The 14,149-nt window shown below is 70.2% G+C and carries 10 protein-coding genes and 1 pseudogene; 3 read left to right on the top strand and 8 right to left on the bottom strand.

Features of this window, described 5'->3' with window-relative positions; all coding sequences use genetic code 11:
* Positions 1-12: 12 nt before the first annotated feature.
* The 7 genes and pseudogenes from M1E25_RS16980 to M1E25_RS25790 all read right to left on the bottom strand — a co-directional run bounded on the left by M1E25_RS16980 (position 13) and on the right by M1E25_RS25790 (position 10,073).
* Complete coding sequence (locus tag M1E25_RS16980; protein WP_251416378.1) at positions 13-879, bottom strand: carbohydrate ABC transporter permease; 867 nt, start codon at positions 877-879, stop codon at positions 13-15.
* Positions 876-1,907 carry a carbohydrate ABC transporter permease gene (locus tag M1E25_RS16975; protein ID WP_251416376.1) on the bottom strand — a complete coding sequence of 344 codons (1,032 nt, stop codon included), beginning with the start codon at positions 1,905-1,907 and terminating at the stop codon, positions 876-878. Before M1E25_RS16975 ends, M1E25_RS16980 begins: the two co-directional genes overlap by 4 nt.
* A gap of 85 nt (positions 1,908-1,992) precedes the next feature.
* On the bottom strand, positions 1,993-3,285 hold the full coding sequence (locus M1E25_RS16970) for an ABC transporter substrate-binding protein (RefSeq protein ID WP_251416373.1): 1,293 nt from the start codon (positions 3,283-3,285) through the stop codon (positions 1,993-1,995).
* A gap of 683 nt (positions 3,286-3,968) precedes the next feature.
* A pseudogene (locus tag M1E25_RS16965) lies at positions 3,969-5,536 on the bottom strand (CocE/NonD family hydrolase).
* A gap of 214 nt (positions 5,537-5,750) precedes the next feature.
* A complete protein-coding gene (locus tag M1E25_RS16960; protein ID WP_251416371.1) occupies positions 5,751-6,170 on the bottom strand; it encodes a hypothetical protein in 420 nt (139 codons plus the stop codon).
* A 150-nt stretch (positions 6,171-6,320) separates the two neighbouring features.
* A complete protein-coding gene (locus M1E25_RS16955) occupies positions 6,321-7,022 on the bottom strand; it encodes a L,D-transpeptidase (protein WP_251416369.1) in 702 nt (233 codons plus the stop codon).
* 192 nt (positions 7,023-7,214) lie between these two features.
* Positions 7,215-10,073 carry a D-alanyl-D-alanine carboxypeptidase gene (locus tag M1E25_RS25790; RefSeq protein WP_251416367.1) on the bottom strand — a complete coding sequence of 953 codons (2,859 nt, stop codon included), beginning with the start codon at positions 10,071-10,073 and terminating at the stop codon, positions 7,215-7,217.
* A 298-nt stretch (positions 10,074-10,371) separates the two neighbouring features.
* On the opposite strand from M1E25_RS25790, the gene M1E25_RS16945 reads away from it, so the two are divergent.
* The 3 genes from M1E25_RS16945 (at position 10,372) to M1E25_RS16935 (ending at position 12,627) form a co-directional block, all read left to right on the top strand.
* Positions 10,372-11,085, top strand: coding sequence for a GOLPH3/VPS74 family protein (locus tag M1E25_RS16945; protein WP_251416365.1), 714 nt, complete (start codon positions 10,372-10,374; stop codon positions 11,083-11,085).
* Between the two features lie 278 nt (positions 11,086-11,363).
* Positions 11,364-12,221: a helix-turn-helix domain-containing protein gene (locus tag M1E25_RS16940; RefSeq protein WP_251416363.1), complete on the top strand. Its 858-nt coding sequence runs from the start codon at positions 11,364-11,366 to the stop codon at positions 12,219-12,221.
* 196 nt (positions 12,222-12,417) lie between these two features.
* Positions 12,418-12,627, top strand: coding sequence for a DUF397 domain-containing protein (locus M1E25_RS16935; protein ID WP_251416361.1), 210 nt, complete (start codon positions 12,418-12,420; stop codon positions 12,625-12,627).
* A 120-nt stretch (positions 12,628-12,747) separates the two neighbouring features.
* Here M1E25_RS16935 and M1E25_RS16930 read toward each other — a convergent pair whose 3' ends face one another.
* Complete coding sequence (locus tag M1E25_RS16930; RefSeq protein ID WP_251416360.1) at positions 12,748-13,875, bottom strand: ADP-ribosylglycohydrolase family protein; 1,128 nt, start codon at positions 13,873-13,875, stop codon at positions 12,748-12,750.
* Positions 13,876-14,149 lie beyond the last annotated feature (274 nt).

Raw genomic sequence — 14,149 nt, 5'->3', positions numbered from 1 at the left:
CTGCGGGCCGGCCTACTTGACGGCTCCCGCGGTCAGACCGGCGATGATCCGCCGCTGGAAGATCAGGACGACGATCACCAGTGGCACGGTGACCAGGACGCCGGCCGCCATCTTGGTGCCGTAGGGGACGTCGAACCCGGTGGCGCCGGTGAACCGGGAGATGGCCACCGTCGCCGTCTGCATCGAGCCGCGGTTGACCATCGACAGGGCGATCACGAACTCGTTCCACGCCATGATGAACGTCAGGATCGCCGTGGTGAACACACCGGGCGCGGTGAGCGGCAGGATGACCTTCCGGAAGGCCTGTCCGGCGGTGCAGCCGTCGACCATGGCGGCCTGCTCGAGGTCGCGCGGGAGCTGCTTGAAGAACGCCGTCAGGTTCCACACCGCCAGCGGCAGCGCGAACGACATGCTGGGCACGATCATGGCCTGGTAGGTGTTCACCCAGTGCAGCGTGTTCGTGAACAGCTTCAGCATCGGGACCACCAGCGAGATGGTGGGGAACATCGACGTGGCAATGACGATCGCGAGCAGCAGGTTCTTCCCGCGGAACTCCAGGCGGGCCAGGGCGTATGCCGTGAAGGTGGCGATCATCAGGGTGAGGATCGTGGTCGTACCGGCCACGATGACGCTGTTGAGCAGTGCCCTGAGGAACCCGTTCTTGGCTTCCATCACGGCGCCGAAGTTCTCCAGCGACCAGGGCGACGGCAGCGCGGAGATGGCGAACAGGTCGGAGCTGCGGCGGAAGGCCGACACCGCCATCCAGTAGAACGGCGCCAGGCAGTAGACGACGATGACGGCCGTGCCGGCCAGGCCGAGCAGTGCCTTCGGGGACGGCCGGGTGAAGCGCCGGGGGCGCTCGGGAGCGATGGCGCTCATGCGGGGACCTCCGTCGCTGCCGGCTTCTTCAGGCGGCTCTTGGACTTCTTGGCTGCGGCCTTGTCGGAGGAGAACACGTCCGCTCCGAGGAGCTTGACGAAGACGAAGGCCACGGCGGCCACGTAGAGGAAGAGGATGACCGCGTAGGCGGCGGCGGGTCCGTAGCGGGTGTTGGCTGCCTCGTCGTAGGCCAGCATCGACAGCGTCTCGACCGAGCCCTTGTGGGCGCCGATCAGCACGAACGGCAGGTCGAACATGCGCAGCGCGTCGAGGAGCCGGAACAGCACCGCGACCAGCAGCACGGGCCGGATCAGCGGCAGGGTGATCCTGACGAACTGCTGCCAGGCCTTGGCGCCGTCCACCCGGGCCGCCTCGTAGACCTCGGTGGGTATGAGCTGGAGTCCGGCCAGGACCAGCAGTCCGACGAACGGCGCAGTCTTCCAGACATCGGCCACGATGACGGCGAGCTGGGCCTGGAAGCCCTCGGTGGTCCACAGGACCTTGTGGCCCAGGATGGCGTTGGCCACGCCGTTGGCCTGGAAGATCCACTGCCAGAGCAGGGCGGACACGACCGTCGGGATCGCCCAGGGCACCAGAATGCTGGCGCGGACCAGGCCGCGCCCGCGCACCGCCTTGTGCATCACGAGCGCCATGGCGATACCCAGCACCGTCTCCATGGTGACGGTGGTGACGGTGAAGAAGCTGGTGTTCCAGAAGGCGTTCCAGAAGCGTTCGCCGGCCTCGCCGCTGAGGAGGTCGATGTAGTGCTCGAAGCCGACGAACTGCTCGCCCTGCTGGACGAATCCGTTGGCGTCGAGCCCCTTCTTCTCCGAGAACAGCGATTCACGGAGGGCGGCGATGATCGGGTAGCCGACCACCAGGCCCAGTACCGCGACGGTCGGCGAGACCAGGAAGGCGACCAGGCGGGTGGTGTCGCGTTTGCGCTTCTTCGCGGCGGACGCGGGGTCGTGCTGCTGGCCGGATGACGGCCGGGTGGGGGAAGGCGGTGGTGCCGCCACGGTCGACATGGGGTCGGATCACCTCTGGGAGACGGTCAACGGCGGATGCCGTGCGGCGGGTCGTCGAGCACCCGCCGCACGGCAGTCCCGGGGATTACTTGGAGTTGACCCCGGCCAACTTCTTCTGGAGCTGGGCAAGAGCCGCATCGGGCGAGGTCTTGCCGCTCAGGGCGCCGTAGGCGGCCTCCTGCATCGCAGCGGTGGCGTCGCCGTACTGGACGACCCGCGGACGCGGCTCGGCACCGTTGATCGACGCCTTCAGCGTCGGCAGGTACGGGAACTTCTTGAGCAGTTCCTTGTCCTCGTACAGCGCGGCGTTGGTGGGCGCCTGCGAGGTCAGGAGAAGCCGCTTCTTCTGGTTCTCCTTGTTGGTCATGAACTTGATGAAGTCAAGCGCGGTGGCCTTGTTCTTCGCGTCGGAGCTGATCGCGAGGTTGTGACCGCCGAGGCTCGAGGTGCCGGGGCCGTCCAGACCGGGCAGCGGGGCGACGTTGAACTTGCCCGCGACCTTCGAGGAACCGTCCTTCGCGTTCGCCAGCGCCCACTGGTAGGGCCACTGCCGGTGGAAGACCAGGTCGCCCTTCTGGAACGCCTGGCGGCCCTCCTCCTCCTTGTAGGTGATGGCTTCCTTCGGAATCGTGCCGTCCTTGAACGCGTCGGCGAACCACTTGAGGCCCTTCTTGGCCTCCGGGGTGTTGACGGTCGGCTTGCCGGCCTTGTCTACGACGGAACCGCCGGCGCCGTGGATCATCTCGGAGAAGTTGACCGAGAGGCCCTCGTACTTGTCGAACTGGCCCGCGTAGCAGGACATGCCCTTGGCCTCGGGCAGCTTCAGGACCTTGTCGCAGGTCTTCTTCATCTCGGCCCAGGTCTTCGGGGGCTCGGCCCCGGCCTTCTCGAGAAGATCCTTGCGGAAGTACAGCAGGCCGCCGTCGGAGGTCCACGGGGCGGAGTAGAGGTTGCCGCGGTAGGTGGCCGCCTCGACCGTCGGCTTCAGCATCGAACCGGTGTCGATCTCGCCCTTGGGGAGCGGCACGATCCAGCGGTTCGCCGCGAACTCGGCGTTCCAGACCACGTCCATGTTGAGCACGGAGAAGTCACCGGACTTCAGCTCCGCGTTCTGGATCATGCGCTGACGCTGCTCGTCCGCGGACTCGGAGAGCTCGATCATCCGCACCTTTTCCTTCGGGTGCGTGCTGTTCCACTGATCGAGGACCTTGTCCATGACCCCGGTGGTGTCCTTGCCCGTGGCCAGGGTGATGGGGCCTCTGCCCTTGAAGGACGGGGGCTTGCTGCCCGCATCCTCGCTCCCTGATCCGCTACCGCAGCCGGCCAGCAGGCTTGCAGCCAGGACGGCCATGCCCGCTTTCGGCAACCAGTGCCTCATATTGGTGGTCTCCTTCATTCCCTGCGGTCCCATCGGCGGCTCGGCCGCTGGCTTGCAGGGGACTCTAGAAACGTTGCCGCCCGAGGTCCATGGCTTGGCGCGATCTCTTTCTTCAATTCTTGAATTCCCGGTGTGCATATCACCCTATAAGGGACAGATTGCCCATCCGATCACAACCACGAAAACGGAGTTGATGTTCGCACATCAGCACCACGATTCGTTGCGTCGCCAGGCATATACAGAGCGTCTCATGGGTAGGCGATCGGATACTGCGCCGACCTGGGTTCAACAAATGAAAGACGCTCGGCGCCAATTGCGTTTCATCTCTCAATTTCCTTTCAGCAGGCCGACCTTGGCGTCGTCGCGCGGCCGAAAAGCACGGAATGTCGGGAGAAATCACCCGGACCGGGCAGGGGCGGCGGGGCACCGTGCCGACAGGCCCCGCGGGGAAAAAGGGCGGCCCATGGAGGCCGGCGCTGCTGAGCACGTCGTCCACCAGGCCGCCGGAACGCGGGCAGCGGACGACGCCATGCGCGGGCGCCCGGTACTCGCGCCTTCCGGCGGGGGGATCGAGCACCGGCCGCCGCTGGAGGACCGGCGGCGCCGGACCGGATCGGCCCCGGGGGAAGGCCGGTTCCGGCAGCGCCCGCACGGTCGTACGGACGGGCGTGCGAGAGTGTTTCTCAGCGTCGGCGGATCGGGAGTTCCAGCCAGGACGGGTCGTCCGCCGGCGACGAGAAGGCCAGCTTTCCGCCACGCGGGTTGTGGTCCGTGTAGAGCGGATCCTTGCCGTCGACGACGAGCGTCAGCCGGTGGCCGGCCGGAACGTCGTAGGCGGTGGAGTTGAGTTCCAGGTCGAGGCCGAACGGGCGTCCCGGCGCCTGGTCGTGGAACGACACGGGGGCGTGGGTGACCAGCTTGCCGGTCCCGAGCGGGCCCACGTCGTAGAGGTAGGCGACCGCAGTGCCGTCGCTGTCGCGGGCGGTCACCGTGGTGTGCAGCTTCACCGTTCCGCGCAGCCGCTGCGGCTCGGCGTGGCGCTCGCCCTGCCAGACCGCCGCCAGGCCGCGCGGCAGCAGCGGGACCGACGTGACCGGGGGCACCGCGAGGAACTGGTCCAGGGCGCCGGAGAGCATGACCGTCCCGCCGTCGGCTCCGGAGTCGGTGTCCGTCCGGATGCTCCGGGCGCCGGACAGCGGGATGCGGGCGGTCGTCCCGGGAACGTCCCGCCAGCTCGGATAGCCCTCGTAGCCGCCTCCGGTACGGGCCTTGAGCTGCACCGGCTGCTCGCGGTCGATGCCGTTGGCCGCCCCCTTGAGGTGGTGGTCGAACCAGCGGCGGTGTCGTCCCACACGTCGTTCGGCAGGCCGAGCAGGCCGGATCCCTCGGCGGTGGCGTGGTCGCCGGGGCGCAGCTCCAGGCGCTTCGGGCCGGTCAGCTTCTCGTAGAAGTCGGCGTACTGATTGGGCGGGAAGATCGAGTCGCCCCATCCGTTGGCCAGCATGATCGCGGCGCCGTTGGCGTTGATCCGGTCGATCCGGGCCGAGGCCGAGCGCTGCTTGCCCCAGGCGATCATCTCGGCCTCGTGCTCGAGGCTTCCGCTCAGGAACTCCCGCATGTAGCGGGCGGTTTCCTCGCTCGGCCGGCCGGTGAGGTAGCCGAGCCCGGTGAGCATGGCCACCGCCTGACGGTGCTGGGTCCGGCCGCTGTAGATCGAGTCGATGAGGTCGGCCCATCCGCTCAGCGCGGCCACCGTCGTGATCCGGTCGTCCTCGCCGGCGGTCAGCAGGCTGATGCCCGCGCCGTACGAGACGCCTCCCATGCCGATGCGCTGCGGGTCGGCGGGGGTGTTGGCCAGGGCCCAGTCGATGACCTTCGAGGCGTCGGCGGTGTCCTTGGGCCCGGCAACCTGGATCTCGCCGCCCGACTGGAGGAAGCCGCGCGGGTTGTAGGAGACGACGACGTACCCGCTGTCGGCGAGCTTCTGCGCCTCGGCGAAATACTCCGCCTGCGGCGACGCCCAGCTGGTCGGCAGCACGATCAGCGGGTACCGGTCGCCGTCACCGCCCGTGGGTGCGAAGACGTTTCCGGCCAGCCCGACCCCGTCCGCGCCGGGGATGTCGACGAACCGGAACCCCGGCGACTCGACGGCAGTCCCGGAGACGCGGGCGACGGCGCCGGTTCCCGGGGACGCGGCCTGGGCCGAGGGTGCGGCGCCGAGCACGGCGGCGGCCACGACCGTGGCCGCCATGACGCAGGCGGTGGTGGTGCGCGCACTCCGCGGACGGTGACTCACGTTCGACTCCTCACGTCGGTGCCGAACCCGAGCCCCTGGCACACCATTCAGGCCGAACCGACGGTAACCAAGAGGACTTACCCGCGGTAATAGCCGGGGCGATCACGCGTGCGTAACGATCCGCCGCCGCCCCCGGCAGCGCCCCGCGGACGGCAGCGGGTCCGGAGTCTCAGAGGAGGGAGTCCACCACCCCGAGGAGGGCGCCGACCACGCCGTTCGGCCGTTCCTGGACCGTCCGGAACGGAGCGCCGTAACCCCGGTGGTACGAACGGCCCTTGGAGTGCTTGCCGTAGCCGTGGTGTGCCTTCTGTCCGTATCCCGTGTGTTTGCCGTAGCCGTGGTGGGACTTCTTCTTGTGGCCGTGCTTCTTGCCGTGTTGCGCCTTCTTGGAGTGGTGAGCCTTCTTGCCGTGGTGGGCCTTCTTGCCGTGCGTCGCCTTCTTGCCGTGCGTGCTCTGACCGTGATGGCCGGCAGCGGACACCGTGTCCGTGCGATACGGAACCGCCGCCTCGGCGGCACCGGTCAGAGGCACGAGCAGCGCGGCCGACAACCCGGCCACCGCGACACCGCGAGCGAGGATCTTCTTCATGGCGTTCCTCTCCGAAAGGACCTGTGAGGTCATGAGGAACGCTAGGAGCAGGCCCCCGGCGCGGCCCGCCGAGAGCCACCCGGGCTGCTCCATCGGTGCCCGCGCTCGCCGCTCCGGCGTACGCCACTGCGCCGTACGCCGGACCCTCGCTCAGGTGCCGGGCTTGCGCCCGTACACGAACACGTCGTCACCCGTCCCCAGCAGCCCCCAGTACGTCCGGGCGTCGGCCTTGCGCATGTTCACGCAGCCGTGCGAGCCCGGCGGGGACCAGACGCTGCCGCTGATGGAGTGGAACGCCTGACCGCCGTCGAAGAACTGGCTGTAGGGCATGCGCACGTCGTAGAGCGTCGACCAGTGGTTCAGATTGCGCCAGTAGACGCGGCTCGATCCGGTGCGCGTCTCGTGACCGTTGCGTCCGGTGCGCACCGGCACCGGGCCGAACCGGAGCTTCCGCCCGTCCTGGATCCAGCTGAGCTGCCGGGTCAGGTCGACGCACGCGATGCGGCCCCGGTTGACGGGGCACTTGCCGGCCTTGTTCGGAGTCCTTCCCGCAGCCTTCTGCGCCTTCATGATGCTCATGACGCCCCACGTGATCGGCCCGGCGTAGCCGATGTTCGGGCTGATACCGTGCCGCGTCTGAAACGCCCGGATCACCGTGCAGTCGGCCGTCGACTGGCGGCCGTCGACGGGACGTCCGAGGAACTTCTCGACGCTGCGCTGGTAGGGGCCCGTCCAGCTGGTGCAGTGGGCGGCCTGCGCGGGAGTGCCCGCTGCGACCGTCAACGGCACCAGCATTCCCGCCAGTCCGAGCGCGATGCCGGCTCTGCGCCCTGCCGTAACCGGTTCTGCCATGTCCGTGTGCCCCCTGTGGCCGTATCGGCCCGCGCAACCACGCGGCGCGCGGAGTCCCCGTCGAGCGGGGTCCGCCATCCAGGACACACCGGGCGGACGGCCGGTTGCAGGCGCACGGGGGCGCGCATGCCTGCGGCCCCGGGCGCACGGTGGTGAAGCGCCGGGGCCGCAGGAACAGGAGAGGCCAGTGGGTCAGAGGATGCGGGTGAGCTTGCTGCCGAACGTCGGTTCGACGAGATCCTTCCGGGTCTCGACCGGCACCCGCACCTGACCGGGGCCGCTGCCGACGGTCAGCACACCGACCTTCGTCCCGGCCTTCGCCTCGTGCGGGATCCGCTTCCCCGCATCGGTGATCGCCAGGTCGACCTTCAGGCCCGGCCAGCCGACGGCCTTGACGTCCTTGGTGGCCACGACCGGGGTCGTACTGCCCAGACCGTCGTCCACCTGCCCGACGACCTGGCCCTTCTTGACGACCGTGTGCGACACCAGGGAGTCCTGGGCGGCCTGGATCAGCAGCTTGCTCGCCGCCGTCACCGTGTCGATGATCGGCGCCCGGTGCTGACCCAGCGCCGCTCCGATGATCAGCTGTGTGGTGCCGCCGACCGGCTGCTCGGCGGCGAAGAGCAGGTTGCCGCCGGCCGCCGTGCTGGTGCCCGTCTTGATGCCGATGCCGGTATAGGGGATCAACTGGTTGTAGTTGTTCTGCTTGTTGCCCTTGCTGTCCGTGTAGAACGGCTGCGCGGAGATCTCCCGGAACACCGGATCCTCCATGGCCTTCCTGCCGAGCTTCACCTGGTCGCTCGCAGTGCTGACGGTCGAGCGGGTGAGACCGCTGGGGTCCGTGTAGTGGGTGTTCTTCATTCCGAGGTCCTTGGCGGCGTCGTTCATCTTGGTGACGAACGCCTTCTCGGACTTGGCGTCCCAACGGGCCAGCAGACGGGCAATGTTGTTCGCCGACGGCAGCATCAGGGCCTGCAGGGCCTCGTACTCGCTGATCTTCTGCCCCTCCGTCACCTCGACGACGGACTCGTGCCCGGCCTTCCCGGTCCGGTAGTCGCTCACCGTCTTCGCGTCGACCGTCAGGGTCTTCCCCTTGGAGCCCTTCTTCATCGGGTGGTCCCGGAGGATGACGTAGGCCGTCATCACCTTGGCGACGCTGGCGATCGGCACGGGCTTCTGCTCACCCGACGAACCGAGGCTCCCGAGCCCCGGGATCTCGACGTACGCCTGGCCCTCGGCGGGCCACGGCAGCGCGGGCCGGTCCCCCGCGAAGGTGTACGTGGCACGTGCGGTGAGCGCGAGTTCCGGATCCGGCAGCGGACGCAGGGCCTGCGCGGTCGCGAAGACGATCAGCAGCAGGACGAGCAGCGGCGTCCAGATCTTCACCCGGCGCAACGCGATCCGCAGCGGAGTCTCCGGCGGCGGAGGGGTGTTGGTCAGCTGGGCCAGCAGATCCAGCGGGGCCGACGGGCCCTCGGAGGGCTGGGGCGGCAACGGCTGCTTCTTCGTCCGCTCCGATTCCGGCAGCGGGCCGGAGCCGGGGCGGTGCGGGGGCATCGGCGGAGCGCCGGCGGGGCGGGACGCGGTGGTGGTGCCGGTGCGCGAGGCGGAGGTGACGGTGCGGCCGCCGAGCGGGGTCTCCGGTGGCAACGGCACGAAGCGGCTGGTGCGTTCGGCGGGCCGCTCGACGGCGCGGGACTCGGGCGAGCCTCCGCCCCCCGCGCTCGCTGCTGCGGCGGCCTTCGCGACGTCGGGGGTGCCGGAGTCGGGGGTGCCGGAGTCGGGGGTCCGGTCCGCCGGGGACGCGCCGGCGGCATCGTCACCCCGGCCCCCGGCGTCCTTCGGCGCGGTGGGCGCCGGAGGCTTCACGGCCCGGAACATCCGGGTCGCCCGGTCGCCCGGAGCGTCTGCGTCCGTGCCGCTGCCGGACGCCTCCTCCTCGGACAGCTCCTCCTCGGACGGTTCCTCGCCACGACCCTCGGCGCCGGCGTCGGCCTCGGCGCCGGCGTCGGCGTCGCGCTGCGCGGCGCCGGGCTGCCCGGCGTCGGGGAGGACCAGCGCGGTCGTGGGCTGATCCCGCAACCGCTTCGCGTCGGCGCCCTCGGCCGGGGCAACATCGTCCTCACCTGCGGCCCCGGCCCGGCCCCCGGCGTCCTCATCGGACTCCTCACCGGTCTCGGCCGGCCCCTCTGCGCGCTCCGCACGGACCTCCGCATCGTCCTCCACGGCGCCATGGGTGCGGTCCTGCGTGCCGGCCGGGGCTTCGGCCGCAGCGGCGTCAGCGGCGTTCCCGCTCGCCCCGCCGTCAGGGTCCGACTCGCCGTCGCCGACGGCCCGTTCGACCGTCGACCCGTCCGTGTCCACGACGTCGGCATCCCCCGCCTCGACATCTGCGTCCACGTCGACGGCGGCGTTCGCGCGCTCCCCCCGCCCCCGGGCGTCCGCTTCGCTCTTCCCGGCCCTCTCCCCGGCGGCGTCCGGAACATCGTCGCGGCGCGCGTCCGTTCCCGAGGCGGCGCCGTCCCGGTCACCCCCGGCGCCGGAAGCGGTGCCGGAAGCGCTCTCCTCGACGCCGGCCTTCGCCCGGGCGTCCTCGGCCACCGGCGGCAGGGACGCCACACGCAGCATGGATGTAGGCCGGTCCGCAGGCCGGGCGGTCTCCGCACGTGCCTCGCCGGCGCCGGCGCCGACGCCGTCCCCAGTTGCGGCAGCAGGCTCGCCGGCGGTCGTCGGATCATCCTCGGAGTCCTCCGATCCGCTCGCCATCCAGGCGGCGACCGCCGCGCGCAGCCGTTCGTCCCCCTTGTCCGGCGCCGGATCGTCGCCCCCGCCCGCACCGGCGGAGGTTACGGAGGCGTCCCCGCGGTCGACGCCGGCCTCGCCCTGGGGGCCATGGGCCGGGCCGTCGGAGTCTCCCGCAGCGGCACCCGCTGACAGCGTGTCGGCCGGTTCGCGTTCCCGGAGAACGCCGAGCCCCGGATCCGCCGGGATCCGGGCCGCCTCCCCCGACGACTCCTGCTGCTTCGACTTGTCGGGGGACTCGCCCGCCACCGATGCCTCCTCAAGGTCTCCCACAAGACGCCCCCCGCCCTCCGGCGGCCACGCCCCACTGCCCGTCGCCATACCAGTGTCCTGCCCTCCGCCGCCGGATGTTCACCACGACACAACACAGCTGTCGCCTCGGAACGCCGGACGGCCCTCCAAGGTCACATCCCGGCAACGCCGGAGCGCAATGACCCGCGATACGAGAAAGACATACTTATCGATTAGTGCACAAAAGACCCACGCACCCTCGACAGACCGATGTGGCAGGGGTCACCCTGTCATTCATCCACGCGGGGAGGCTTGGATGGGCAGGAGCCGCAGAACAATTCCGGAGGAGCTTCTGCTGCTCGCCTTGGACCCGACCACGGGAACCACGGCGCAGCCGCAGTCGCTCGACCTCGGCCTCGCCGGGGCACAGCTAGTGGAGCTGGCTCTGGCAGGACGGATAGCCCCAGATGGGGATCGTATCGCCGTGGTGCTGCCACGGCCGACAGGAGATCCGACGCTGGACTCCGCACTCGAACTGCTGCGCAGGCGCGGCAGTCCGGTGCGGGCCGTGCACTGGATCGGCGGGCCCCGGCTGGGGCTGCGCCAGACGTACCTCTCGCACCTGGAGCGGTGCGGCATGGTTCATGCCGTGGCCGGCCAGATGTGCGGGGTGCTTCCGACGACGCGCTACCAGGCCGTCGACTCGGACATCAGCCGGGAGATCAGGGCCCGGCTGGACAGCGCCATCCGCACCGGTGTACCGCCGGACCCGCGGACGGCGGCGCTCGCCGCCCTGGCCCACGCGGTCGGTCTCGGCAAGCACCTCTACCCGGGCAACGAGGGGCGGTCCTGCCGCTCCAGGCTCCGGGACCTGATCAGGCACGACCCGATGGGCGGCCTGGTCGCGCACGCCGTGATGGACGTGCAGAACGGCGTCGCAGCCCGGCGGCCGCAGGCGGTCCGTTCCGCCCCGGCAGGCATTCCGGCGCAGACGCGGCACTCGGCGATGGCCCGCGCCGCAGCGCACTGACGAGGCCGCAGGGCAACACCACAACCGCATGACCGCCCGCGCCACAAGCGCACCGCGGTCCGGCATCACCGACGACAGGAGCGCAGGGTCTCCGGGGCGAGCGGACGGTCCGTCCCGGAGGCTCTGCGCCCGCACCACGTCGAAGCCCTGAGCCTGCGGACCTCGATGCTGCCCGCTGTGGCCGCGGGAGGACCCTCTGTTGCCGTTTCCCAGCGCCGCCCTGGTCAGGGGTGGCAGTCTGCTGGACAACAGCGGCACGACTCGGAGGGACGGTCCTGGTGGCGTCCAACGTCAATCCCACGGTCAGGCGACGCCGGTTGGGCCAGGAGCTGCGCAGGCTCCGTGAGCTCAAGGGCATGACGGCGGAGGAGGTGGCGGAGCGGCTGCTGGTCTCCCAGTCCAAGATCAGCCGGTTGGAGAACGGCCGCCGCAGCATCAGCCAGCGTGACGTCCGCGACCTGTGCGGGGTCTACGAGGTGGAGGACCACCGCATCGTGGAGTCGCTGATGCAGATGGCCAAGGACTCGCGCCAGCAGGGCTGGTGGCACGCCTTCGGCGACATCCCGTACAGCGTCTACATCGGGCTGGAGACGGACGCGGCATCACTGCGCGTCTACGAACCGCAGGTCGTCCCGGGGCTGTTGCAGACCCGGGCGTACGCGGAGGCCGTGGTGGGCGGTGCACTGCCCGAGGCCACATCCGCCGACATCGACAAGCGGGTGCAGGTCAGGCTCCGCCGTCAGGACCGCATACAGTCCGACGAGCATCCGCTGCGACTGTGGGCCGTTCTCGACGAGGCGGCACTGCGCCGGGTCGTCGGCAACCGGCAGATCATGCGGGACCAGCTGGGCCATCTGATCGAACTGTCGCGGCTGCCGCACGTGACGGTGCAGGTCATGCCGTTCGACATGGGCGCCCATCCCGGGGTCAACGGGCAGTACGCCATCCTCGAGTTCCCCGACGCCTCCGACTCGAGCGTGGTCTACCTGGAGGGCGTGACCAGCGACCTCTACCTGGAGAAGGCCAACGACGTCCACAGCTACAGCGTGATGTACGAGCACCTGCGAGCCCAGGCACTCAACGCCGACCAGACGCGGGAGTTCATCGCCGGCATCGCGAAGGAGTACGTGCGCTGAGCGGACGCCCCGGACCGCGGAACACACGCCTGCCGGGGGCGCGCGACGGTACACGCACCGTGTGCGACACGGAAGCGTTGCAAGGAATATGCCATCCGGTCGAGTGAACGGCCGTCTCACTCAGCGATGTTGGCGAGTAGCGTCGATCACGCCTGCAAAAACGTTGGCAAACCCCCAGGGCAGCACCGGAGCAGACATGGCAATCCAGCAAGGCGCCACCGACATGTGGACGAAGTCGACCTACTCGACCGGGAACGGCGCATGCGTCGAAGTGAAGTCCCCCGCGATTCGCACCGTGGCCGTGCGTGACTCCAAGGACCCGGAGGGGCCTTCCCTCGGGTTCCGCCCGGAGGCCTGGACGGCGTTCGTGACCGAGGTCGCGTCCGGACGGTTCGACCTGCGCTGACAGACCGGGTGGAAGCACCACCCCCTCGAGAGCCCCCTCGGCCGGCTCCCCGTTCCGGCCGAGGGGGCTCGTCCCGCTCCGGCGCAGGGCGGGACGGATCACGGGGCGGGGCGATGCCGGTCAGGCACGGGGGTAGCGGGCCAGCCAGCCGGGCGCGGAGCCCGCAGGCCCGTGCAGCGCGGGACCCTGCGTCATCTCCATCGCGAAGTCGTCCGCCATCTCGAGGATCGTGGACCGCCCCTCGACCTCCGCGACCCAGCCCGGGGGGAGTGCCGTGTCCCCGTGCAGCACGCCCAGCAGGTTGCCGCACATCGAGCCGGTCGAGTCCGAGTCCCCACTGTGATTGACCGCCAGCAGCAGTCCGTGGCGCACGTCCTCGGCGACCAGCGTGCAGTAGACCGCGATCGCCAGCGCCTCCTCCGCCGTCCAGCCCTGCCCGAGCGTCTCGACACGCGCCGCGGACGGCATGCCCTGGCGGACAGCCCCGAGCGCGTGCCGCAGCGCGTCCGACGTCTCCTGGTGGCCGGGCCGGGCCGCGAGCAGGCCCAGCGCCCGCTGCACGGCCCCGTCCAGGCTCTCGCCCCGTGCCAGCGCATGGACGATGACCGCGAACGCCCCCGACGCGAGGTACCCGGTCGGGTGGCCGTGCGTCTGGGCCGCGCACTCCACGGCGAGCTGGAAGACCAGTTGCGGCTCCCAGCCCACCAGCAGCCCGAACGGTGCGGAGCGCATCACGGCCCCGCATCCCTTCGAGTCCGGGTTGCGGGGCTTCTCGAGGGTCCCCATGGTGCCGCCGGACAGGCCGGACAGGCAGGCCTGGCCCGGTTCGCGCCGGGCGTACAGCCACTCCTGACCGGCCAGCCAGCCGCTGTCCTTGCGCCGCTCGTCGGGGCCCCAGTCGTGCTGGGTGGCGGCCCACCGCAGATGGGCCCGGTACACGTCCGTCGGCGGGTGCCAGGCGCCGGTGTCCCGTCGGACCTGGGCCCGGATCAACCCGTCCACGGTGAACAGGGTCATCTGGGTGTCGTCGGTGACCGCGCCCCGGCGCCCGTAGGCGGGCACGAAGTCGGTCACACCCTCCGCACCGTACCGGGACCTGATGTCGCCGAGGGAAAGGAACTCGATCCCGGCGCCGAGCGCATCACCCAGCGCGCCGCCGAGCAGACAGCCGCGGACCCGGCTGCGGAAGTCCTGCTGCTCCGTGCGTCCCCATATGGCGGTCGGCCCACCGCCGGCCGATGCGACCACGGCTTCTCCTTTCCACCGGCGCCAATCCGTCGCGCCCCGTCCCGCCCAGACTGTAATCGACCGGGATGCGGGCGATCCGGGACCGGCCGGGGAAGGACCTGTGGAATGCGCTACGTGTCCGGGTATTGCGTGGTTCACCCCGCCGGGAAAGTGACCCGGAGTAATGCCTCGGTTTCCCGTGCTTTCCCTGCGTGACGCACTGCCGGTGCAACGCGATGCGCCCCGCCGGATTTTCCCGGCGGGGCGCAACAGCGTTCATGTCACCGTGCCTGCA

This window comes from Streptomyces meridianus, from assembly GCF_023703325.1.
Taxonomy (GTDB): domain Bacteria; phylum Actinomycetota; class Actinomycetes; order Streptomycetales; family Streptomycetaceae; genus Streptomyces; species Streptomyces meridianus.
Note: the sequence above shows the minus strand (reverse complement) of the source record. Positions and strands in the feature narration are given on the sequence as shown.